Consider the following 21,409-nt stretch of genomic DNA (forward strand, 5'->3'; position numbering starts at 1 on the left):
TTGGTCGAGACGGTTCGTCGGCAGGCCTGACGGACCGTCCGATCGGTCCTTCGGCTCCCCGGCCCCCCGCACGACCTGACCGGGATCAACCCTGGTCGCGGAGCCCGGCGGCCACGTCGCCTCGGGCCCCCCGCACGGCGGGAACCAGCGAGCTGAGCAGCACCAGGCCCAGCACTGCGGCGCAGGTGAGTCCGAGGTCGACCCATCCGACGACGAAGGCCAGATCGGCGAAGCCCCGGCGGAACAGCAGCCACAGCACGCCCAGCCCGGCCACGACGCCGATGACCACACCGGTGACCGCCTGCAGCATCGGTTCGGCCACGAGGGCGAGGGTGACGTCGCGACGCGTGAAGCCGATGGCCCGCAGCACCGCGAGCTGGCTGCGGCGTTCCCTGACCGCCCGCGCGACCAGCACGGCCACCCCGACCAGCGCCACGCCGAGCGCCAGGCGGAGCATGACGGCGAACGTGTCGGTGAAGGTGCGGTTGACCGCAACGACCTCGCGGGCGGCCTCGGCGACGGTGACCACGTCCAGGCCGACATCAGCTGCCACGTCGTACATCTCGCCGGCCAGCGCTGCCGCGTCGTGGCCGTCGTTGGCGGCGGCGATCACGAACGTGGGTCCGCGGGTGGCGAACAGGTCCTCGTAGGCATCCGGGCCCATCAGGACGCCCTGCAGCAGGTAGGTGTCGAGCACGGCGAGCAGCTCGTGGCTGACCGGGCCGCGCCCGTCGTCGACGACCACGTCGTCGCCGGGCATGGCCCCTTCGGGACGGGCGTAGCGGTCCAGCACCACCCCTTCGCCGCGGACGACGTCGTCGAGGACCTGGCCGGCAGAGGTGTACTCGGGCAGCGCGTCGGCCAACGCGAACGCCTGGGCGGCGGCGAACCCGGGGTCCAGCCGGATGGCCCGGACGGGATAGGGCACCGACGATGCCTCGTCGTCCTCGTCCTCGGTGGTGAACCAACCCTCGCCCATCAGCGTGTGGTCCATCGCGTCGACGCGCCGAACCCCGCGGACAGCGGACAGCTGGTCGGGGTCCACCCGCGCCGCGGAGGTGCCGACGACGTCGTAGCCCCCGCGCTGTCGGGCCACACCGATGTCGGTGGCCGACCCGAGCACGGCCAGGGCCGCGACCATGAACAGCACGACGCCGACGGTGCCGGTCACGGTGCCACCGCGCGACCGCAGGTGGCCGGCCCAGGACCCGGCGGTGCGCAGGGGGGCCTGAACGCGCCGGTCGGGCAGGTACAGCCGCACGACACGCATCAGCTGGGCGGCCCTGGCGGTCGCCAGCACGGTCGCGCACGACACGGCCCCCACCCCGGCCAGCACCAGGATCCCGAAGGACGCTTGGACGCCAGCGGCGAAGTCGCCGAGCAGCGCCGGCGCGACGACGGACCACACCAGCCCGACGACCGCGGCGCGTTCGTCCAGCCGGGTCCGCACGGCGCCGACAGGCAGGCGGTGGCGAAGGTGCAGCCACCAGGCAATCAGCAGCAGCGAGACGCCCACGTAGCGCAGCAGGTCCCCACCGTCGCCTGCGGTCAGCCCCATCCCCAGGGTGAGCAGGCCCACGCCGCGCGTCACGGCCAGCCGGCGTTCGCCCCGATCGGGTGTGCCCAGCACGGGCGGGCCGCCGCGGAGCACGTCGGCCACGTCCAGTCCGGCCAGCCGACGGCCGGCGGACCATGCGGTCACCAGCGCCACGACGAGGACCGTCACGATCCCGCTGACGATCGCCGCCGGGTCCGGGGTCAGGTCCAGGTCGACCAGCTCGCGACCGCGACCGGCCTCGATGGCGCCGAAGTGGTCAGCGATCGTGGTCGCCAGCCAGCCGGCCAGGGGCAGGGCGAGGGCGACCCCGACGACGGCGGCCAGGACGGCGTACACGGCGGCCTCGGCCACGAACAGCCGGCGGACGTGGCGCTGGGCAACGCCGATGGCGCGCATCACCGCGACCTCGCGGGCGCGTTCCTGACCGAGGAGCACGATCAGGTTGACGGTCACGGCGGCCGAGGCCGCGACGACCAGCAACGCCAGGGTCAGCAGGATGCCGGAGAACAACCCACCTTCGTCGGCGGCCAGGTCCAGCGCGTCCTCCTTGGCCTCCACCGACACCAGCCCGACCCGACGGTTGATGGACTCGAAGCGCTCGGTGACGGCCTCCGCGGCGTCCCGCCCGTCCTCGGGGGTGTCCAGGTACAGGGCGGACACGAGCCCCGGCAGGCCGGTGATCCGCTGCAGGGTGTCCAGCCGGGTGAGCGCGTTGGGGGTCCGTCCGAAGTCGACCAGCCCGGTGTCGTCGGCGATGCCCTCGACCGTGGCGTCCCATCGGACGACCCGTGGGGGCAGCTCGAGGTCCTCGTCGTCGGGGTCGGTGTGCTCCGGGATGGCAACGACGAACCCGACCCGGTCGCCCGTCCCCACGTCGATCCGGTCGGCCAGACGCCGCCCGAGCAGCACGCCGTCGGGGCCGAGCAGCAGCGGGTCGGTCTGACCCTCCCCCGTCATGGGCGCGCCGATGTCGATCTCGTCGGCGGAGACCCCCAGGAGGCGCGCGTCGGGTTCGCGCTGGCCGGGGCCGCCGCTGGCCACCGCGTCCAGGATCAGCCGGCCGGCCCACCGGTCGCCGAGCTGGGCTCCCTCGGTGGCGGCGAACCGGACGAGGGACTCGCCGATCAGCGGTTCGCCGGGACGGAAGGTCACGACGTCGATGGGGCCCCACTGGGCCCGGGCGTCCTCCACGAAGAGGCGCTCCAGCGCGCTGCCCCCGACCAGCGACGCGACGGTCGCCACGTGCATGGCCAGCAGGCCGAGCACGACGAGCAGGCCACGACCCGGACGTCGCATCGCGCCACGCACCCAGAGACCGGCCCCGCGTGTGCGCAGGGCCGGCCTCGGGCGGCGGGTCATGGTGGTCAGCGGCACGGTCGACGGAGGGTATCCGCCACCGCGGGACGATCAGGCGAGGGCGAGGCCGAACAGATGGGTCTTGTCCTCGTTGTCGAGCTCGATGGTCTGCAGCGTCATCGTCGGGTCGATGTCGATGGACGCGGCGAACACGAAGGTCCGGACCTGCTCGACGGTCGTGCCGTTCACGCGGAAGCGTGTTTCCACGACTGTGGTGTTGCCCGCCTCGGGATCGCGGCCGTTGGCGTTGAGCGTCCAGTCGCTGAACCGAAGGGGCTCGACGACCTCGACCTGCTCCAGCTCGCCGTCGTCGCCGACGCGGGTGTAGTGCAGGGTGACGTCGGCGGTGACCGGGCCGTTGTGGCTGGCACCGAGGAAGCCGATACGGGTGGCGTCGCCGGGCAGGACCGGGACCATCTGGCCCTTCATCTCCACGTTGTCGGGGGCACCGGGGTCGGTGTCGGGCCAGGTGAAGGTGAACCCGTCGACGTCGAGCTCGTCGCCCGGCACCACACCGGCCACCGCCAGCGCAGCCGTGGAGTAGCTGAACCCGCCGCCGTCGAAGTTGCACTGGTGCAACGGGTGCTGGCAGATGCCGACGCTGTTGCGGAAGGCAGCCAGGGAGATCTCGTCGGCCGCCGCACCGGTGGGGGCCAGCGTGGCCACGAGGGCGAGTACGAGGGACAGGACGGTCAGGGCGGCGCGGGTGGTGCGAGTGGTGGTCACGATGGCTCCTGCGGTGTGGGCGTGCGGCAGTCGGACGGTCACGGTCAGACGGTCACGGTCAGGACGGTGATGGCCTCGACCCGGCCGGCGTGGTCGATCGAGCGGAACTCCACGGTGTGCGTGCCGGGGGTGTCGATGACGAAGGCAGCGGCCTCGGGCGACAGGTCGGTCACCCGGACGTTGCGGATCTGCACCAGGTCCGAGCTGCCGTGGTTCTGCAGGCCGATGTGTCCCTCGGCGAACTGCCGCAGGTCGGTACCGGGGTCACCGCTGCGCGACGACTGCTGCCCCGGGCTGTTGGTGAAGGAGTTGATGACCTCGCCGTCACGAGCGATGGTCGCGGTCCAGTCGCCGCCGCCGGTCAACTCGACCTCGTAGGTGCTCCACGTGCCGGTCGGGACCGCCCGTGCCTGCTGCAGGTCCAGCGGGGCGAAGTTATAGACCGAACCGGTCTTCTGGGTCTCACCGGTGGCGCCGTCGTACATCTGCAGCTCCTGGCCGCAGTAGATGGCGACCCATTCCGGACGGGTCTCGCCGCCGCGCTGGCAGGCGTGCAGATCACCCGCTGCGGCCGCCTCGTCGGGGTTGGGGAAGCGGACGAACAGCCCGGAGTTGGACCGGCCGCCGTCGGTGCGCAGGTCGCGCCACTCGTAGGTGAGGTGCACGTCACCGAAGGCCCGCGGGTGCCACAGCATCCCGAGGCCGCCGCGGGAGACGATCGACCCGTCGGGCTGGCGTTCGAAGGAGCCGGGTCCCGCCTGGATCCACTCGTCGAAGGACGCCTGCGAGGTGCCGAGCAGCGTCTCAATCGGGCCGCTGTAGTCGGTCCAGGCACCGTCGTCGATGCGGTACTCGGTGCGGGCGACGCCGGCCCCGACATCGGTCGGCTGCAGGGTGATCGTCGCCGGGCCGGTGCCACCGGGCTGGTCGACGGTGGCGGTGGTCACGGGTGCGGCGGGGTCGATGTCGATCCGCAGGGTGGTGGAGTCCTCGACGTTGCCGGCACCGTCGACCGAGCGGTACTCCAGCGTGTGGCGACCGGGTTCGGCGATCAGCAGCGGTTCGGCCGGCTCGAGCCGCTGGACGCGGACGTTGCGGAACTGCATGTGGTCGGGGTAGCCGTGGTTCTGCAGGCCGATGTGGCCGCGGGCGAACTGGCGGAGGTCGGTGGACGGGTCCCCTGCCCGCGCGGCCTCCTGGCCGGGGCTGTTGGTCCACGTCTGCAGGACCTGGCCGTTGCGGACGATCGTGGTCGTCCAGTCGCCGCCCCCCTCGACGCGGATCTCGTAGTCCTGCCACTCGCCCTGGGTACCGGGGTTCGCCTCGTCCAGGGTCAGGGGGGAGAAGTTGTAGATCGACCCGGTCTTCTGCGGCTCGAAGTCGAAGATGCCGGTGCCGTCGTAGACCTGGATCTCGTGGCCACAGCTGATGGCGACCCATGCCGGGCTGGTCTCCGCGGACCCGGTCTGGCAGGCATGACGGTCCTCGGGGGCTCGCGACACCGCCTCGTCGGGATCGGGGAAGCGCACGAACACGCCGGAGTTGGAGCCGCCTGTCGGTGCGGGACGCATGTCCCGGAACTGGAAGCGCAGGACCATGTCGCCGTACTCGACGGGGTACCAGAGCATCCCCAGTCCGCCGACGGTGTGCATGGTGCCGTCGGGCATCAGCTGGAAGGACCCGCTGGGGGCCTGTCGCCACCGGTCGAACGTCTCGCGGGTCCCGTCGAAGATGACCTCCTCCGGGGCGCCGTGGGTCGTCCACTCGCCGCCGTCGAGCCGGTACTCGGTGCGCGCCAGTCCCGACCCGCCGAACTCGTCGCTGGCGTCGAGGGCGACCTCGACCGGGGCGGTCCACCAGCCGGACGGCAGCTGCTCGCCCGTGCTGGACAGGGCGTGGGTGGTCGTCGGCGGCTGGGCGTCCGACAACATGCGGATGCCGATGTCGCGGAAGCTCACGTCGTCGTCGACCCCGTGGTTCTGCAGGCCGATGTGACCGGCGTCGGTGGCCCGGAAGTCCTCGGTGCCCTGGAAGACGTTGACGACCTCGCCGTTCAGCTCGACGGTGATCGTCGGGCGGTCCAGCGCCTCATTGCGCTCGACGGTGATGGCGTAGTCGTTCCACTGCCCCGCGGGGTTGGCGGCGCGACGCAGCTCGCGTTGCTCGTTGTAGATCGAGCCCGTCTTCTGGTCCTCTCCGTCACCGATCGTGCCCTCGCGCACCTGGACCTCGTACCCCGAGGAGATGGCGAGGTTGTGGGTGTTGCCGCCCGCGGAGGGGAACCCGACGAAGATGCCGGAGTTGTCGGTCGCGTCCTCGGTGCGCCACTGCATCCGCAGCTCGTAGTCGGCGAAGGACGCATCGGCGTACCAGAGGAGCCCGAGGCCGCCCGTGCTGAGCAGCCGGCAGCCCTCGCCGGGACCGTCGTCGACCACGTCGAAGCCACCCGGCCCCGACTGGCGCCAACCCTGCGACCGGGGGTCACCCGCACCGTCCCACATGGGCGTGAAGCCCGGCTGGAGGTCGGGGGCTCGGTCACAGGTGGCGGCGTCGGCGGTGGCCGTCGGCACCGCCAGCAGGCCAACGGCCAGCAGCAGCGCGAGGACCAGCGAAACGGGGCGACCGCGCACGCGGCCTGCGGTGGGGAGGACTGTCATGGGCTCGGCTCTTCCCGGGTGACGATGTGGGGCTTCGTCGCAGGCTTTCGACGCCGGCCCCACGCCCTCCTGCCGGTCAGCCGAACTTTTGTTGAGCGATCGGCGAAATCATCCGGTGTGCCCCAAGCGCGTGGCCACATCGGTGCAGACCGCGCCGTCCACGAGGGCGCCGCAGACCAGCGGCACGCTGGCGTCGCCGTCGGTCCCGAGCCACGTCGCGGTCTCCGTGGGCAGGCGGTCGCCATCGGCCAGGACGATGGGGCCGGGGTGGGAGGAGCCGGCAGCGACGAAGCCCTCGGCCCAGGCGGCTGGATCGCCGCCGTCGATCAGCAGGACGCCGTCGGCGTCGGCGGCCGACTCGATGTCGAGCAGGTCGGTGGCCACGGCGACGGCCGTGCCGAACCGGGTGTCCCCGGCGATGCGCTCGACCATGACACCCATGTCGGTCAGGTCCTGCTCGACGGCGGCACCGACGGCAGCCTCGCCACCGACGACGATCACCTTGGTGGTCCCCCGGGAACGGAGCCAGTCGGCGACCTCCGGCGACAGGCCGTTGCCGTCGGTGAGGAGGATCGGACGGCCGTCGGCTGCGGCCGCCCGGCCTGCGGCGAGCGCGTCGGCGAACGCCGCCGTCGGGTTGCCCTCGACGCCGTACGCACGCAGCACCAGCGGGATCTCGTGGGGGTCCTCGACCAGCTGGTCGGCGACCGCGAGCGCGGTCAGGACGCGGGTGTCACCGGCCACGCGCTCCACGGCGATGCCGAGGTCCTGCAGGTCGGCAACGACGCCCGGTCCGACGGCCGCCTCGCCCCCGAGGATGGTGACGGCGGTGATACCGAGGGCCTGCAACCTGTCGGCGGTTCCAGGGCTCAGCGACACGCGGTCGGTCAGCAGCAGGGGGGCACCGCTGGACTGGGCGGCGCCGGAGGCGAGGGCGTCGGCGAACTCGTCGTCGCGGGCCAGGAGCGCACACGCGCAGGCCGGGGTGTCCTCCTCGTCGTTCCAGCCGAGCGCCAGGTCGGTCGGGCGACCGGTGACGGCCGTGATCCGGGTGACACCCGGCGTGCCGGGGTCTGTCGGATCGGTCGGGTCGGTCGGGCCGGTTGCCTCGTCGGGCACCACCGTCGCAACGATCGTGGGCGCCTGGGTGCTGCTGGCCGCCATGTTGTCGCCGGTCACGTGCAGGTAGGCGCAGTGCGGGACATCGGACAGCACGACCTGCTCCTGGGTGGCCCCGGCGTTGGCGTCGGATCCGTACCAACCCCACGCGGTGGTGACGCCCAGGTCGTAGTCGTCCAGCGGGTTGGGGATCTCCAGGGTCAAGGTGACCTCGGCTGCGGCCGCCCGAACCGACGACAGGTCGAGGATCCAGGTCTGGGCACCCCAGCCGAGTCCACCGACGATGCCCGGGGCGACCTGCTGGGTGTCCCCGTCGACGGTCAGGGCCCGTGCTGCGCCGCTGACCTCCCACGTGCCGTTGTTGCGCTCCTGCAGCTCGGGCACCACACAGGACTCACCGATCGTGTCGGGATCGGCGGCCGGTGGCGCGGGGGCCGGCGGCAGGGGTTCGTCGCCGAACAGGCACTCGGTGTCCAACGGGACCTCCGAGACCCAGTCGACGCCGTTGACGAGCGCGGTCTGGAAGGCCGGGTCGCCCCAGGTCGACTCGGAGTGCCCCATGTTGTTGTAGTAGACGCGGCCGCGGTCGCGGAAGGTCTTGGTCCACGCGACGGGCTGGTGGTGCTCGTACGGCGTGGGACCGTCCTGGATGCCCTCGTCGACGGTTTCCTCGTCGAGGCTCAGCAGCACGTTGGTGTCGGCGAACTCACGCGGCAGGGACACGCCGTCGATGCCCTTGGCGCCGCGCCAGCGGTAGTACTCGTCGGGGAAGGTGAAGCGGTCCTGGCCGTCCCAGCCATCGGTGATCGGGTCGTCGGCGTCCTCCACGATCATCTCGGGCGCGCCGGATCCGGCGTTCTGCGGGTGGCTGTCGAACTGCGCCCCGAACAGCTCGGCGTGTTCGGCCCAGCCGTAGTTGGCGTCCAGCGCCGCGTGGAAGCCGACGGTTCCCCCACCGCAGCCGGCGAAGCGGATGATCTCCTCGCGCTGCGCCTCGCTCATCGGCGGCTTGCCGGTGGTGGACACCCACATCAGCACGTCGTAGTTGGCCAGCACGTCGGCCGTCAGCAGGGCCGGCACCTCGGTGATGGTGGCGTTGAAGTGCCCCTGCTGCGACAGCTCGAGGAGCGTCGTCTGGGCCGCGGTGATGCTGGGGTGGCGGAACCCGTAGGTGCCGGTCCAGACGAGCACGTCGGGCACGTCCTCCTCCTGCTGCGCGGTGGCTGCGGGGGCGAGGGCGCTGAGGACGAGCAGGACGACGGGCAACAGGGTGGGCAGGCGACGCATTGGTGGCTCCGGGGAGGGGGTGTGGCGAACGGGCTCAGGAGACGACGACCGTGCCGGTCATCGCGGGGTGGAACCGGCACACGTAGTCGTAGGTACCGGGTTCGGCGAAGGTGACGCTGAAGGTGCCCCCCGCAGGCCCGTCACCGGACGCCTGAAGGTAGCCCGAGCGGATAGGGGTGGACCCGTCCCATGGACCATCGGGGTGGTCGGGCAGGGCGTCTGCCGCGGTCGAGTGCACGAGCTCGGGGGGGTGGTCATGGCCGAGGTTGACGTCGTGGGGGGCTCGGCCCGTGGCGGACCACGTGACGGTGTCACCGGTCCGGACCTCCACCGTTGCCGGCCAGAACGCGTGCAGCCGCGTGGTGTCGGTGGCCGGTGCGACGATCACCTGTCCGTCCTCTACGTCCGTGGGTGTGACCGTGTCAGCGGGGTCGGGCGCAGGCGCCGTGCCGGCCGCCGGGTCCACCGTCGGGTCGTCGGTGACGACGATGTCGACGCCCAGCTCGGGGTGCAGCGCGCACACCAGCCGGTGGGTGCCCGTGGGGATGTCCTCGGCCAGGGGCACCTCTCGGGTCTCGCCGGGCAGCATCGCGCCGGTCGACCAGTAGTCCGTCCCGTCCCACGCCGTCGGCCCATCGACGGGCAGGACCGGGCACTGGCCATCGGTGTCGTCGGGCTCGCCGCCGCGGCAGGCACCCCAGACGGCCGGGTTGGGGATCGCCCCCCCGCCGCCGGTCACGAACACCGGTGGCAGGTCGAGGCCGTCCGCAGCCGCGGCGACCAGGGCGTGGGTCACGGTGCCCGCGGTACCGGCCTCGGCGGCCTCCCGTCCCTCCACGCCGTGGTTGGCGTTGGTGATCGCGACGGTGTCGCCGGGCCGTGCCTGCACGTTCACGCCCCGGATCGCCAGCAGGACCTCGGTGCCGCCGTCGATGCCCACGGCCCGCACGACGGGGTCGGCCGCCGGACCGTCGGCGCACCCCGCGACGGCCATCAGCAGCACGAGGACCGACGCGAGCCTGCGGACACGACCGACCCCCGGCCTGCACGCTCCGGGGGTCGAGGACGTCATGGGGGTCAGATCAGCTCGCGAGACCGGGTGGGGAACAGCAGCACCAGCAGCGCCGCGGCCGCGAGCGCGATGGGGGCGGTGGCGTCGGTGTCGGCGCCTGCGTCGGTCGGCAGGACGCCGTCCAGGGGGCCGCCGGGGACGATACGGGCGATCGACCCGCCCGCGGCGTTGTAGAAGCCGGCGCCGTAGTTGGCGACGTAGACCGCACCGTCGGGGCCGATGGTCGCGTCGATGGGGCCGGTCAACGAGCCGAGGGCACCGGGCAGCATGGCGCTGGTGTCCAGCGTCGCGGTCTCGGCGTCGAAGGGCACGGTGACCATGCTGTTGCGGGAGAACTCCAGCATCAGGAACTGGCCCTGGTAGGCCTCGGGGAAGGCGTGTTCGCCGTCGCCGTCGTAGCGGTACACGGGGCCGGCGATCGCGGTCCGGGTGACGCCGTGGGCCATGATCGGGAACGACAGGTCGGGGTGGTAGGTGTAGTGGATCTGGGCGGGCACGGTGCCGCTGCAGTCGAAGGGTTCGCCGGGGTTCTCCGCGCCGAAGGCGTCGTACTGCACGTAGGGCTCGGCCTCGCCGATGCACATGGGCCAGCCGTGGTTGGTGCCCCCGCCAGCAGGGACGACCTCGACCTCGTCGTGGCCCTCGGGGCCGCGGGCCGCGTCGGGACGCTGGGCGTCGGGGCCGACGTTGCCGACGATGATCGCCTGGCTCTCGGGGTCGACGTCGATGCGGTAGTTGGACCGGAAGCCCATCGCGTAGACGTAGGGGTCGTAGGCGGCGTCGTCGACGTGGGGGTTGTCGGCGGGAACCAGCGAACCGTCCTCGTCGATGTCGTCGACGTCGATCCGCAGGATCTTGCCGCGACGGTCGGCGGGGTTCTGGGAGGTCCGCATGGCGTTGAAGCCGTCACGGCCCTCGTTGGCGTCATGCGGGGAGAAGCCGTTGGACTCGTGGGGGTTGGTGTCGTCACCGGTGGACAGCACGACGGTGCCGTCGGCCAACCACTCGATGTCGCCGCCGTAGTGGCAGCACTCGTACCACTCCGTGGCGTTCTCCAGCAGGACCTCCTCGCTGGACAGGTCGAGGGTGGTGCCGGTCACCGTGAAGCGGGAGAGGCGGAAGATGCCTTCCTCGGTGGGGTCGCCGCCGGCGTCGGGGTGCAGCGGGGTGACAGGGGCGGTTCCGAGGGAACCGGGCACGGAGTAGTAGGCCAGCAGCTTGCCGCCGGCGGCGGAGAAGTCGGGGTACAGCAGCAGGCCGTGCAGCCCGCCCTCCTCCAGCGCGAAGTCCTCGGTGGGGCAGTCGGCGCACTGGTTGGCCGACACCGGGATGACCCCGGCCTCGACCTGCGCACCGTCGGGACCGATCAGGTTGACCGCGCCCTTGCGTTCGACGAACACGATGGTGCCGTCGTCGGCGACCTCGACGATGGTCGGGTCGCTGACGTCGGTGCTGATGGTTTCCACCGACAGGTCGAGCAGTCCGGTGGCGGGCAGCTGTGCCTCGGCCGCGCGGCCGAAGTCCAGCTGGAGGGCGGCGAGCGACAGCAGCGCCACGGCGACGGCGACCCGTCGCAGGGAAGGCTTGCGCAGGGAGAACATTGGCGGTTCGGCTCCTCGTTGGATGTCGCCCCGTCGGCAACGGGCGCGTCACTTGTTGTAGTTCGCCGCTGCCTCCCTCGATTCCTGCCGCTGCACGAGAAATGTTGGATGGTGGGACAAATCGCGCAGGAGTTGCCCTCGACCACGTCGAAGGGTCCGGCACGGCGTGAGCCCTTCCTCACGCCCTCGAGCCGTAACGAACGAGGAGTGGCGAACATGTTCGACCGCAGCGCAGCCGTGAGCCGACGACGCCTGATGGGCCTTGGCGCGGGGGTGATCGGTGCGGCCGCGATGCAGGTGGTGCCGGGCGCCACGCCCGTCCGGGCCGAACCGCGACCGGGCCACTACGAGATGCCGATCGACGACGGGGCGATCGTGCCGCGCGAGCGGATCGGCATCCAGCTCTACACCCTCCGCGCGACCGTCCGGGAGCTCGGGTACGACAGGGTCTTCCGTCGTCTGGCAGCGATCGGGTACACTCAGGTCGAGTTCGCCGGGTACGAGGGCGAGGACCCGACCGGCCTGTCCCGTGCCGGACTGGCAGAGCTCCTGGAGGAGTACGGGCTGACCCCCGCCGGCGCCCACATGCAGGGTGCCATCAACGACTCCACGATCGACGACCACATCCAGCAGGCGCTGGACCTCGGGGTTCCCGCGATCGGCCAGGCGTCCCTGCCGACCACGTTCGACCAGGCGACCATCGACAGCTGGAACCGGTGGGGTGCCAGGGCAGCCGATGCGGGGCTGACGTTCTACCTGCACAACCACTCCGGCGAGCTGCAGACCACGGACGCCAACGGCAAGACCCCCTACGAGCGCTACATCGAGGAAACCGATCCGGCCGCCGTGTCCTTCGAGCTCGACGTCTACTGGGCCTTCAACGCCACGGTGGCCAACCCGTCCCTGGACCCGGCCCAGCTGGTCATCGACCACGCCGACCGCTTCGCGCTGTACCACGTCAAGGACGGCCACGAGCCGGGCAGCCAGCCGCCGGACGTGTCGAACCCCTTCGGGCTGGTGTTCGGCGGAGCGGGCTACTCCATGACGCACCTCGGGCAGGGCGACATCGACTACGAGACCTTCTTCAACCGCATCAGGACCGCGGACATCGCCGCAGGCCGTCCGGCCGATGGGCGCCACCGGGGCTACATGCTGGAGAACGACAACACCAACGGGCAGGCCGACACCAAGGAGGCCTGGGTCACCGCGGTCACGGGGCAGGCATGGATGGCCCACGGACTGCGGATCGCGGAGTGACGGCCCGGGGCTGATCGGTCGTCGGGGCCCGTCGTCGCGCCTGCTCAGGCTGCGGCGGCGGGACTCCGTGCGGGATCGAGCAACAACGGCTCGAGCGCGATCTCCAGCGCCCCGAGGAGCGCCGAGTCCTCCTGCAGCGCGGCCGGCACGATCGTCACGCCGGACCTGCTGGGCGACAGGGTGTGCTGGGCCAGCTCGGCGTCGATGCCGGCTGCGAGGAACTCGAAGGCGTCGGCGAAGTACCCGCCGAGCACGATGCGTCGGGGATTGAGCAGGTTGACCATGCCGGCAAGGCCCCGTCCGAGCCGGACACCGATCTCGTGGAGCGACCGCTGGACGTCCTCGTCCCCCGCCGCTGCGGTGGCGATGATGCCGCGGACGGCGTCGGACAGGTGGTCGGTGTGCTGGTGGCCGGTCAACGCAAGCAGGGCGAGGGCACCGGTCTCGGCCTCCAGGCAGCCAACGCTGCCGCATCGACAGCTCGTCGCGTCGGGTCCGGTGTTGACCGGGATGTGGCCGATCTCGCCGCTGTAGCCGTCGGCACCGAGCTGGAGCCGGCCGGCGATGATCGTCCCGCCGCCGACGCCGATCTCGCTGGACAGGTAGATCAGGTCCTCCACGCCCGCGCCCGCCCCGCGCAGGTGCTCGGCCCGGGCCCCGAGGTGGGCCTCGTTGGCGACGAACACCACGATGTCGTCCCCGAGGTGCGCCGCGAGGTCAGCACCGAGGTTGACCTCGCGCCAACCCAGGTTCGGCGCGAAGTGCACGAACCCGTCGTGGGCCCGGACCACACCGGGGGCGGCGATACCGACGGCGAAGAGGTGCTGGGTCGGCAGCAGGTCGCCCACGACCTCGTCGAGCAGATCGCAGAGCTCGGCGATCGTCTCCTCGTAGGGACGCCCATCGTTGTTGGTCTCGCGGTGGACCCGTGTGACGAGCGTGCCGCCGATGCCACCGATCGCGACGGTCAACCACTTGGTGCCGATGTCCACGGCGGCGGCCACGACATGGTCGGTCGAGGCGCGGACCAGCGGCGACGGCCGTCCTGCGCTGCCGGTGGCCTCGGGTTCGCCCTCCTCCACCAGGCCGCACTCGACCAGCTCGGCGACGAGCGCCCCGATGGTGGAGCGGTTCAGGCCGGTGGCAGCGGTCAGGGCCGAGCGGGACTGTGGCCCCCCACGGTGAACTCGACGCAACACGGTCGCAAGGTTGTGACGCCTCAACGAGTCCCGCGTCGCGCCCTTCGTCGCTTCTCGTGCCGGGCCCACCATGAACGCGGAGGCTAGCACCGGGTCCCGCTCGGACCTGCGAGGCGGGGTCATCCTCGGCTTGCCGCCAGCAGGGCCGCGCCGATCACACCGGCGTCGTTGCCGAGGCGTGCGGGGACGACCGGCACCTCGGGACGACGCTGGGCCCCGAGGACGTGGGTCCACATCGTGGCGCGGGCCGTGTCGAGCAGCAGGTCGTCGGCCTCGCCGAGGCCTCCCCCCACGACGATCATCTCCACGTCGAGGAGGTTGACGACGCTGGCCATGGCCACCCCAAGGTCGTGGCCGAGCTGGTCGAGCAGGGCGACCGCCAGCTCGTCACCTGCGCGAGCCGCCTGGGTGATGACGCCACCGGTGATGGTCCGGATGTCACGCAGCGGCGAGCCCTCCGGGGCCCGACCGTCGGCGACGGCTTCCACGGCGAGGCTGCGCAGCGCCGTACCGGAGCAGTAGGCCTCGACCTCGCCCGGGATGCCGCTGGGCCCGATGCGCTGGTCGGCACGGATGATCATGTGACCGAGCTCGGCGGCGAAGCCGTGGCTGCCACGGAACAGCCGCCCGTCCAGGACGAGGCCACCTCCCACGCCGGTGCCGAGGGTGATCATGGCCAGGTTGCGCTCGACCGGCTGACCGGCGCCGAGCCGGAACTCCGCCCACGTGGCGGCCGCAGCGTCGTTCTCGACCACCACGGGAACCCCGATGCGTTGGGAGAGCGCGCTGGCCAGCGGGAAGGACTTCAGCGCCACGTTGGGACCTGCGGCGATGACCCCGTCGGCGGTGACCATGCCGGGATAGCCCACCCCGACTGCGGTCAGCCGTTCGGTCGGCATGACCTGCAGCGCCGCCGCCACGATGGCGTCCAGCAGCGCGTCGGGGTCCGCCGGCGTGACCACCCGGTGGCGAGCAACGATGGTGCCGTCGGCGATCAGCCCAGCGGCGATCTTGGTCCCCCCGACATCGATGCCCACCGCGGTGCCGTCGATGGTCGACGGTGGGGTCGGGCGGTCCTGCAACACCTCGGCGCTGTCGTGCAGGCGATGCATGGTGAAGACTCCTCGGGTGGCTGTCCTGGCGGCGGTTCGCGGGTGATCACACCACGCCCGTACCATTTTCGCCTATCACGCAACGAATTCCTGCATCGAAGGCACAGATTTCGTTGGGCCCCTGGCCCGGTTCGGGCGTGCCTAGACCGCTGGGAGCCTGTCGCGGACGACGTCGGCGAGGTCCTCGGCGTGGCGCCTGGCCTCGGCCATGGTCGATGCCTCGACCATCACGCGGACGATGGGCTCGGTCCCGGAGGGCCGCAGCAGGACCCGGCCCGATCCCCCGAGGGTCCGTTCGACCGCTGCCACCGCGTCCCACACCGCGGTCGCCTCGTCGAGGGCCGCCTTGTCGACGCCCCGCACGTTGACCAGCGTCTGCGGCAGGCGCGTCATGATCGAGGCGAGCTCGGCCAGCGTGGCCTTCTGGGCGGCCATCGCCCGCAGCAGGAGGACGGCCGACAGTACCCCGTCACCGGTGGTGGCGTGATCGCTGGCGATCAGGTGGCCCGACTGCTCACCGCCGAGGCGATAGCCGGACGCCTGCATGCCCTCCAGCACGTAGCGGTCACCGACCTTGGTCTGGATGACATCGATCCCGAGCCGCTCCATGCAGTGCATGAAGCCGAGGTTGGTCATGACGGTCGTGACGACACCGTCGAGGCCGGTGAGGGACTGTTCGTGGGCCGCGAGGATCGCCAGCAGCTGGTCACCGTCGACGATGTCACCCTCGGCGGTGCAGGCCACGATCCGGTCGGCGTCGCCGTCGTGGGCGATCCCGAGGTCGGCCCCGTGGGCCACCACGGCCTTGGCCAGGTGCTCGGGGTGGTTGGACCCGACTCCGTCGTTGATGTTGGTGCCGTCGGGGATCGCCGCGATGGCGGTGACCTGCGCGCCGAGTCGGCGCAGCACCGTCGGGCCGACGCTGCTGGCAGCTCCGTTGGCGCAGTCCAGCACGATGTGGAGGTCACGCAGGTCGATGCCGTCGGCTGCAGCCACCAGGTGGGCGACGTAGGCCTCGACCGCGCCCGGCACGTGGCGCTTGCGTCCGATCCTCGTGCCGGTCGGACGGTCGGAGTCGAACCGCTGGAGCAGCTCCTCGATCCGGTCCTCCTCCTCGTCGGTCAGCTTGTGCCCCGTCGGGCCGATCAGCTTGATGCCGTTGTCGGCGACGGGGTTGTGGCTGGCGGAGATCATCACGCCGGCGTTGGCCCCCAGCGTCGACACCAGGTAGGCGACCCCGGGGGTCGGCAGCACGTCGAGGACGACGGCGTCGCCGCCCGCGGAGCACACACCGGCAGCCACGGCGGACTCGAGCATCTCGCCGCTCGCACGGGGGTCGCGACCGACGATGATGCGTGGCCGGGGTGCGCCCTCCTCCCGGAGGGTGCGCACGAGCGCACGGCCGATGCCGAGCGCAAGCTCGGGGGTGATGTCGTCGTTGGCGACGCCACGAACGCCGTCGGTGCCGAAGTACTGTCCCATGGGTTGATCTCCTCCCCGGCCGCTGGCCGAGCGCCAGCGAGGCTAGCCCGCCCGAACCCGGAACGGAGTGACGGTGCACGTTCGGGCGGAACGGCGAAGAGCGCCGCGCCAGCGGCACGACGCTCTTCTGACGCCCTTGGGCGTCTAACGCTTGGAGTACTGCGGCGCCTTGCGGGCCTTCTTGAGACCGTACTTCTTGCGCTCGACCTGACGGTCGTCACGACGCAGCAGGCCAGCCTTCTTCAGCGGCGGACGCCAGGACGGCTCAGCGGCCTCGAGGGCACGCGCGATGCCGTGGCGAAGGGCGCCGGCCTGACCGGAGATGCCACCACCGTGGATGCGGGCGATGACGTCCCACTCACCGAGGCTCTCGGTGGCGGCGAACGGCTCGTTGATCGTCATCCGCAGCACGTCGGTCGGGAAGTAGTCCTCGATCGTGCGGCCGTTGATGGTGAACTGGCCGGTGCCACGGGTCAGTCGGACCCGGGCGACGGAGCGCTTGCGGCGACCGGTGAAGATCTCACGGGTACGGCCGGTGGGCGCGGCGGCAACGGACGCATCGTCAGCGACCGGCTGGAAGTTCTCGAGGGATTCGAGGCTGCTCATGAAGAGATCCTTGGGGCTAGCCAGCGGCCAGCGGCTGGGGGTTCTGGGCGGTGTGGGGGTGCTCGGCACCGGCGTACACCTTCAGCTTGCGCAGCTGCTTGCGGCCGATGGTGTTCTTCGGAAGCATGCCCTTGACGGCGTTCTCGATCAGGCGCTCGGGGTGACGCTCGCGCATCTCACCGATGGGCATGCCCTTGATGCCGCCCGGGAAACCCGAGTGACGCCAGGCCCACTTGTCGCGGCCCTTGTTGCCGGACAGCTCGATCTTGTCAGCGTTGATGACGATGACGAAGTCACCCATGTCCATGTGCGGGGCAAAGGTGGGCTTGTGCTTGCCGCGCAGGACGTGGGCGATCCGGGTCGCGAGGCGACCGAGGATCAGGCCTTCGGCGTCGACGATGTGCCACTGGGGGTCGATGTCGGCGGGAGTTGGGGAGAACGTACGCATGTTGATCGTCCGATGATGATCGGGGGGGTCTGGGCTGCTCGTGGCCGTCGACGACCGGTGAAGGGCGTCGGCGAGTCTCCTCGGGCGACGAGCGAAGTGGTGCTCGGGGAAGTACCGGAAGGTGCGCCCGTCGCTGGGTCTGCGGGGAGACACCCCACAGCGGCGCCATCGGCGCGGATGGAACAGAGTACAGCGACGCCACGCGATCCTGCAACCGCCATCTGGGGCGCGGAACGGTGGGCGACCCGGCCGTCCGTCCACCCCTGCTGTCGCGCGGGCCGGGGACGCAGACGGAACGCAACGATACCGGCCGTTGGGATGTTCGACGGGGAGCCGGTGCGGGGTAGGCCTTCGGTACGCAACCTTCCAGGAGGCCAACCGTGCAGACCCCCGACAACAGGACCCATGACCTGACCGGACTCACCATCGCCATCGTCGCCACCGACGGGGTGGAGCAGGTCGAGCTGACCCAGCCGCGGGAGGCGCTCGTCGCCGCCGGCGCCGACACCGAGCTCATCAGCCTCGAGGCCGGCAGCATCACCGGCTACAACCACCTGACGGCGGCTGACGACTTCGCCGTCGATGCCACCGTTGGTGCGGCCGACGCTGCCCGTTACGACGGGTTGCTGCTGCCCGGTGGTGTCGCCAACCCCGACGCGCTGCGAACCAACGACGAGGCCGTCGCCTTCATCAAGGCCTTCGCCGACGAGGGCAAGCCCGTGGCGGCGATCTGTCACGCCGCGTGGACGCTGGTCGAGGCCGATGTCCTCAAGGGCCGCACCCTCACGTCCTGGCCGAGCCTGAAGACCGACATCCGCAACGCCGGCGCGACCTGGGTCGACGAGGAGGTCGTCGTCGACGGCAACCTCGTGACCAGCCGCAAGCCAGATGACCTCGACGCCTTCTGCGACGCGGCCATCGAGGCGTTCGCCAAGGCAGGTGCGGCAGCTCCCAACCCGGCGCTGATCGCTCCGTAGTCCGACGAACCCCGCAACGTGCGACGCCCCCGACCAGTCAGTGGTCGGGGGCGTCTGTGCGTGCGACGGGGGTGCAGGCCGTCCCACGTGTGCGACGGTCTAGCGGTCCCGGGACTCGGTGCTGCCCTGTGCCTCCTGGAGGTGCTTGCGGCGCTCGGCAATGACGTCGTCCTCGGCCGGCGAGTCGTCGTCGGGAGCGGCGCTGGACCGACCGGGCTCGGCTGGGTTCATCCCGGTCTGCCCGGGTCCACCGGGACGGTCGGCCTTGTCCCGGGCGGTGTTGTCCTCGGGAGCGGGCCGGTCCTCACCGAGGGCAGGGTCGTGTGGTTCGGGAGTCGACGGGTCGTCGGAGCGAGGGTTGCGCATGTGGCGGTCCTACCCGCCGGGGCGTCCGCTCAACCCAGCGTCACGCCGGTCGTGGCGGTCCGTAGCGCACCCCGACCAGCGACAGCCCGTGGGGAGGGGCGACCGGCCCGGCATCGGTGCGGTCCCTGGCGGCGAGCAGCTCGGCGAACCACTCCTCCGGCCTGCGTCCCTTGCCGACCTCGACCAACGAACCGGTGATGGCACGGACCTGCTGGTGGCAGAACGCGTTGGCGGCGATCCGCAGCAGGACGAGCCCCGAGGGCCTGGACCGGCGAACGGTCACGTGATCCACCCGTCGCGTCAGGGGCGCCTCGACGGTGCGTCCGTCCTTCAGCCGAAGGACCCGCTTGCGACAGAACGAATCGAAGTCGTGGGTCCCGACCAAGGCCTGCCCGGCCCGCTCCATCGCCTCGATGTCCAGGCGCTCACCGACGTGCCACGTGTCGTGGGACAGCAGCGGTGGCATGACCGGGTGTTCCCACAGCCGGAAGCGATACCGCCGCTGGGTCGCGGAGTGCCGTGCGTCGAAGGTCGCGGGCACGCGGACCACGCGCTTGACCGCGATGGTCGGTCCGAGCATGCCGTCGAGGTCGCGCCTGACCCGTGGCAGGTCGGCCAGCCGTCGCCACCCCGCGGGCGCATCCACGTGCACGGTCTGCGCCTCGGCGTGGACCCCACGATCGGTCCGGCCGGCACAGGTCGTCTCCGCCGGCGCGCCCTGGAAAAGCCGATGCAGGGCGTCCTCGAGGACGCCCTGCACCGTGATCTGATCCGGCTGTCTGGCGAACCCCGCATAGGGGGCGCCGTCGTAGGCGAAGTCGATCCGCAGCCGGACGGTCGACCCGACGTCGTTGGACGTCACGACGGAGGACTACTCCTCCTCGTCGGCCGCCTTGTCGGCAGCGTCGGAGGCGGTGTCGTCCTCGGTGACCTCGGCGTCGTCCGCGTCGGACTCCGCCAGACGGGCGTCGACCTCCTCGGGGCTGACCTCGGTCTCGTCCTCGGCGCGGGCGCCCTCCTCACGGGCCAGGGCCCGCTCGGTGATGCGACCGGCGTCGACGGACTCGTCGGCGGTGTCGTCCTGCTCGGCCGCGGGGGCCGCGTAGTCGTCACCGAAGTCGCCGGAGTCCTCGGCCGCCATGATCGCCTGTTCGCGCTCACGTGCGGTCTTGGAGAGGTTGTTGCGACGACGACGCAGCGACCAGCGACGGGCAGGGGCCTCGGTCAGCGAGGACTCGCCGTCGTCGGACTCCAGGATGTCGACCAGCTCGATCATCGCCATCTCGGCGCCGTCACCCTTGCGGGGACCGATCTTGATGACGCGGGTGTAGCCACCCGAACGCTCCGCAGCTGCCGGACCGATGTCGGCGAACAGCTTGTGGACGACGTCCTTGTCACGGATGACCGTGAGCACCTGACGACGAGCGTGAAGGTCACCGCGCTTGGCGAAGGTGATCATCTTCTCGGCGAGCGGCTGGACCGTCTTCGCCTTCGTCTTGGTGGTGGTGATGCGACCGTGACGGAAGAGCTCCGTCGCCAGGTTCGACATCATCATGTTGTGATGCTTGGCACCTCCGCCGAGGCGGGTGCCCTTCTTCGGAGTAGGCATGGTTGATCGTTCCTATCCGCCGTACGAACCGTAGTCGGCGAGGCTGAGGCCCATGTCCGAGAGCTTGGACTTGACCTCTTCGATGGACTTCTGACCGAAGTTGCGGATGTCGAGCAGGTCCTGCTCGGTCTTCTGGACGAGCTCACCAACGGTGGCCACGCCCTCGCGCTTCAGGCAGTTGTAGGAGCGGACCGAGAGGTCCATGTCCTCGATGGGGAGGGCGAGGTTCGGCGACATCGGGCCGGTGGGCTCGACCGCGCCGGCACCGATGGCCAGGCCGCCGGGGCCGCCTTCCTCGAAGTCGCTGAACAGCTCGAACAGGTCGCGCAGGGTCTCACCGGCCGAGGACAGCGCCTCGGCGGGGGTGACGGACCCGTTGGTCTCCACGTCGAGGATCAGGCGGTCGTAGTTGGTCATCTGCTCGACACGGGTCGCTTCGACCCGGTAGGTCACGCGGGTGACCGGGGAGTAGATGGAGTCAACCGGGATCACGCCGATGGGCATGTCCGGCTTCTTGTTGCGCTCGGCGGTGACGTAGCCACGACCGCGCTCGACCGTCAGGTACATCTCGACGCGACCCTTGCGGTTCAGCGTGGCGATGTGGAGGTCGCGGTTGAGGATCTCGACCTCGCTGGGGGCGGTGATGAAGTCCGCGGTGATCTCACCGGGGCCCTCACCACCGAGGAAGATCTCGACCGGCTCGTCGGAGTGGCACCGAAGCACCAGGTCCTTGAGGTTCAGGACGATGTCGGTGACATCCTCCTTGACCCCCTCGATGGAGGAGAACTCGTGGAGCACGCCCTCGATGCGAACCGACGTGACGGCAGCACCGGGGATGGAGGACAGCAGGGTCCGACGCAGGCTGTTGCCCAGCGTGTACCCGAAGCCGGGCTCCAGCGGCTCGATGGTGAACAGGGAACGGAGACCGTCGATCTGGACGTCTTCGACGATCGTGGGGCGCTGAACGATCAGCACGA

17 protein-coding genes are annotated in these 21,409 nt (G+C 71.1%); 2 read left to right on the forward strand and 15 right to left on the reverse strand.

What is annotated here, in order from left to right; translation table 11 throughout:
* Positions 1–85 precede the first annotated feature (85 nt).
* The 6 genes from DVS28_RS21805 to DVS28_RS21830 all read right to left on the reverse strand — a co-directional run bounded on the left by DVS28_RS21805 (position 86) and on the right by DVS28_RS21830 (position 11,376).
* Complete coding sequence (locus DVS28_RS21805) at positions 86–2,854, reverse strand: ABC transporter permease (protein WP_216826214.1); 2,769 nt, start codon at positions 2,852–2,854, stop codon at positions 86–88.
* Between the two features lie 111 nt (positions 2,855–2,965).
* Positions 2,966–3,682, reverse strand: a complete 717-nt coding sequence (locus DVS28_RS21810; protein WP_114593348.1) for a hypothetical protein — start codon at positions 3,680–3,682, stop codon at positions 2,966–2,968.
* Positions 3,683–3,684: 2 nt separating this feature from the next.
* Positions 3,685–6,297: a 3-keto-disaccharide hydrolase gene (locus DVS28_RS21815; protein WP_114593349.1), complete on the reverse strand. Its 2,613-nt coding sequence runs from the start codon at positions 6,295–6,297 to the stop codon at positions 3,685–3,687.
* 108 nt (positions 6,298–6,405) lie between these two features.
* A complete protein-coding gene (locus DVS28_RS21820; protein ID WP_114593350.1) occupies positions 6,406–8,703 on the reverse strand; it encodes a ThuA domain-containing protein in 2,298 nt (765 codons plus the stop codon).
* Positions 8,704–8,737: 34 nt separating this feature from the next.
* Positions 8,738–9,775 (reverse strand): cupredoxin domain-containing protein, encoded by a 1,038-nt coding sequence (locus DVS28_RS21825; RefSeq protein WP_114593351.1) that lies wholly within the window; start codon positions 9,773–9,775, stop codon positions 8,738–8,740.
* A gap of 5 nt (positions 9,776–9,780) precedes the next feature.
* Complete coding sequence (locus DVS28_RS21830; RefSeq protein WP_114593352.1) at positions 9,781–11,376, reverse strand: PQQ-dependent sugar dehydrogenase; 1,596 nt, start codon at positions 11,374–11,376, stop codon at positions 9,781–9,783.
* 216 nt (positions 11,377–11,592) lie between these two features.
* Here DVS28_RS21830 and DVS28_RS21835 point away from each other — a divergent pair, with 216 nt between their 5' ends.
* On the forward strand, positions 11,593–12,633 hold the full coding sequence (locus tag DVS28_RS21835) for a sugar phosphate isomerase/epimerase family protein (RefSeq protein ID WP_164710892.1): 1,041 nt from the start codon (positions 11,593–11,595) through the stop codon (positions 12,631–12,633).
* A 44-nt stretch (positions 12,634–12,677) separates the two neighbouring features.
* Here the strand turns inward: DVS28_RS21835 and DVS28_RS21840 are convergent, their stop codons facing one another.
* From DVS28_RS21840 to rplM, 5 genes are all read right to left on the reverse strand, one after another.
* Positions 12,678–13,832, reverse strand: a complete 1,155-nt coding sequence (locus tag DVS28_RS21840) for an ROK family transcriptional regulator (protein ID WP_164710893.1) — start codon at positions 13,830–13,832, stop codon at positions 12,678–12,680.
* 119 nt (positions 13,833–13,951) lie between these two features.
* Complete coding sequence (locus DVS28_RS21845) at positions 13,952–14,944, reverse strand: ROK family protein (RefSeq protein WP_164710894.1); 993 nt, start codon at positions 14,942–14,944, stop codon at positions 13,952–13,954.
* A gap of 141 nt (positions 14,945–15,085) precedes the next feature.
* Positions 15,086–16,426 (reverse strand): phosphoglucosamine mutase, encoded by a 1,341-nt coding sequence (glmM, locus tag DVS28_RS21850; protein WP_114593356.1) that lies wholly within the window; start codon positions 16,424–16,426, stop codon positions 15,086–15,088.
* A gap of 144 nt (positions 16,427–16,570) precedes the next feature.
* Entirely contained in the window at positions 16,571–17,032 is a 462-nt protein-coding gene (rpsI, locus tag DVS28_RS21855) for a 30S ribosomal protein S9 (RefSeq protein WP_114593357.1), read from the reverse strand.
* A 16-nt stretch (positions 17,033–17,048) separates the two neighbouring features.
* Complete coding sequence (gene rplM, locus DVS28_RS21860; protein WP_108665861.1) at positions 17,049–17,480, reverse strand: 50S ribosomal protein L13; 432 nt, start codon at positions 17,478–17,480, stop codon at positions 17,049–17,051.
* A gap of 380 nt (positions 17,481–17,860) precedes the next feature.
* On the opposite strand from rplM, the gene DVS28_RS21865 reads away from it, so the two are divergent.
* Entirely contained in the window at positions 17,861–18,457 is a 597-nt protein-coding gene (locus DVS28_RS21865) for a type 1 glutamine amidotransferase domain-containing protein (protein WP_174236217.1), read from the forward strand.
* 99 nt (positions 18,458–18,556) lie between these two features.
* On the opposite strand, the gene DVS28_RS21870 is transcribed toward DVS28_RS21865, so the two are convergent.
* The 4 genes from DVS28_RS21870 to DVS28_RS21885 are packed head-to-tail and all read right to left on the reverse strand — an operon-like array spanning position 18,557 to position 21,407.
* Positions 18,557–18,823 (reverse strand): hypothetical protein, encoded by a 267-nt coding sequence (locus DVS28_RS21870; protein WP_114593358.1) that lies wholly within the window; start codon positions 18,821–18,823, stop codon positions 18,557–18,559.
* 40 nt (positions 18,824–18,863) lie between these two features.
* On the reverse strand, positions 18,864–19,685 hold the full coding sequence (truA, locus tag DVS28_RS21875) for a tRNA pseudouridine(38-40) synthase TruA (protein ID WP_114593359.1): 822 nt from the start codon (positions 19,683–19,685) through the stop codon (positions 18,864–18,866).
* Positions 19,686–19,694: 9 nt separating this feature from the next.
* Positions 19,695–20,432: a 50S ribosomal protein L17 gene (rplQ, locus tag DVS28_RS30195; RefSeq protein WP_114593360.1), complete on the reverse strand. Its 738-nt coding sequence runs from the start codon at positions 20,430–20,432 to the stop codon at positions 19,695–19,697.
* 12 nt (positions 20,433–20,444) lie between these two features.
* Complete coding sequence (locus DVS28_RS21885; RefSeq protein ID WP_108665856.1) at positions 20,445–21,407, reverse strand: DNA-directed RNA polymerase subunit alpha; 963 nt, start codon at positions 21,405–21,407, stop codon at positions 20,445–20,447.
* Positions 21,408–21,409: the final 2 nt, after the last annotated feature.

The organism is Euzebya pacifica, from assembly GCF_003344865.1.
Taxonomy (GTDB): domain Bacteria; phylum Actinomycetota; class Nitriliruptoria; order Euzebyales; family Euzebyaceae; genus Euzebya; species Euzebya pacifica.

Bases quoted from the DNA above. Each gene is read 5' to 3' on its own strand.
- DVS28_RS21815 (WP_114593349.1), bottom strand. From the start codon at position 6,297: ATGACAGTCCTCCCCACCGCAGGCCGCGTGCGCGGTCGCCCCGTTTCG.
- DVS28_RS21870 (WP_114593358.1), bottom strand. From the start codon at position 18,823: ATGCGCAACCCTCGCTCCGACGACCCGTCGACTCCCGAACCACACGAC.
- DVS28_RS21830 (WP_114593352.1), bottom strand. From the start codon at position 11,376: ATGTTCTCCCTGCGCAAGCCTTCCCTGCGACGGGTCGCCGTCGCCGTG.
- rplM (WP_108665861.1), bottom strand. From the start codon at position 17,480: ATGCGTACGTTCTCCCCAACTCCCGCCGACATCGACCCCCAGTGGCAC.
- glmM (WP_114593356.1), bottom strand. From the start codon at position 16,426: ATGGGACAGTACTTCGGCACCGACGGCGTTCGTGGCGTCGCCAACGAC.
- DVS28_RS21835 (WP_164710892.1), top strand. From the start codon at position 11,593: ATGTTCGACCGCAGCGCAGCCGTGAGCCGACGACGCCTGATGGGCCTT.
- DVS28_RS21820 (WP_114593350.1), bottom strand. From the start codon at position 8,703: ATGCGTCGCCTGCCCACCCTGTTGCCCGTCGTCCTGCTCGTCCTCAGC.
- rplQ (WP_114593360.1), bottom strand. From the start codon at position 20,432: ATGCCTACTCCGAAGAAGGGCACCCGCCTCGGCGGAGGTGCCAAGCAT.
- rpsI (WP_114593357.1), bottom strand. From the start codon at position 17,032: ATGAGCAGCCTCGAATCCCTCGAGAACTTCCAGCCGGTCGCTGACGAT.
- DVS28_RS21845 (WP_164710894.1), bottom strand. From the start codon at position 14,944: ATGCATCGCCTGCACGACAGCGCCGAGGTGTTGCAGGACCGCCCGACC.
- DVS28_RS21825 (WP_114593351.1), bottom strand. From the start codon at position 9,775: ATGACGTCCTCGACCCCCGGAGCGTGCAGGCCGGGGGTCGGTCGTGTC.
- DVS28_RS21805 (WP_216826214.1), bottom strand. From the start codon at position 2,854: ATGCGACGTCCGGGTCGTGGCCTGCTCGTCGTGCTCGGCCTGCTGGCC.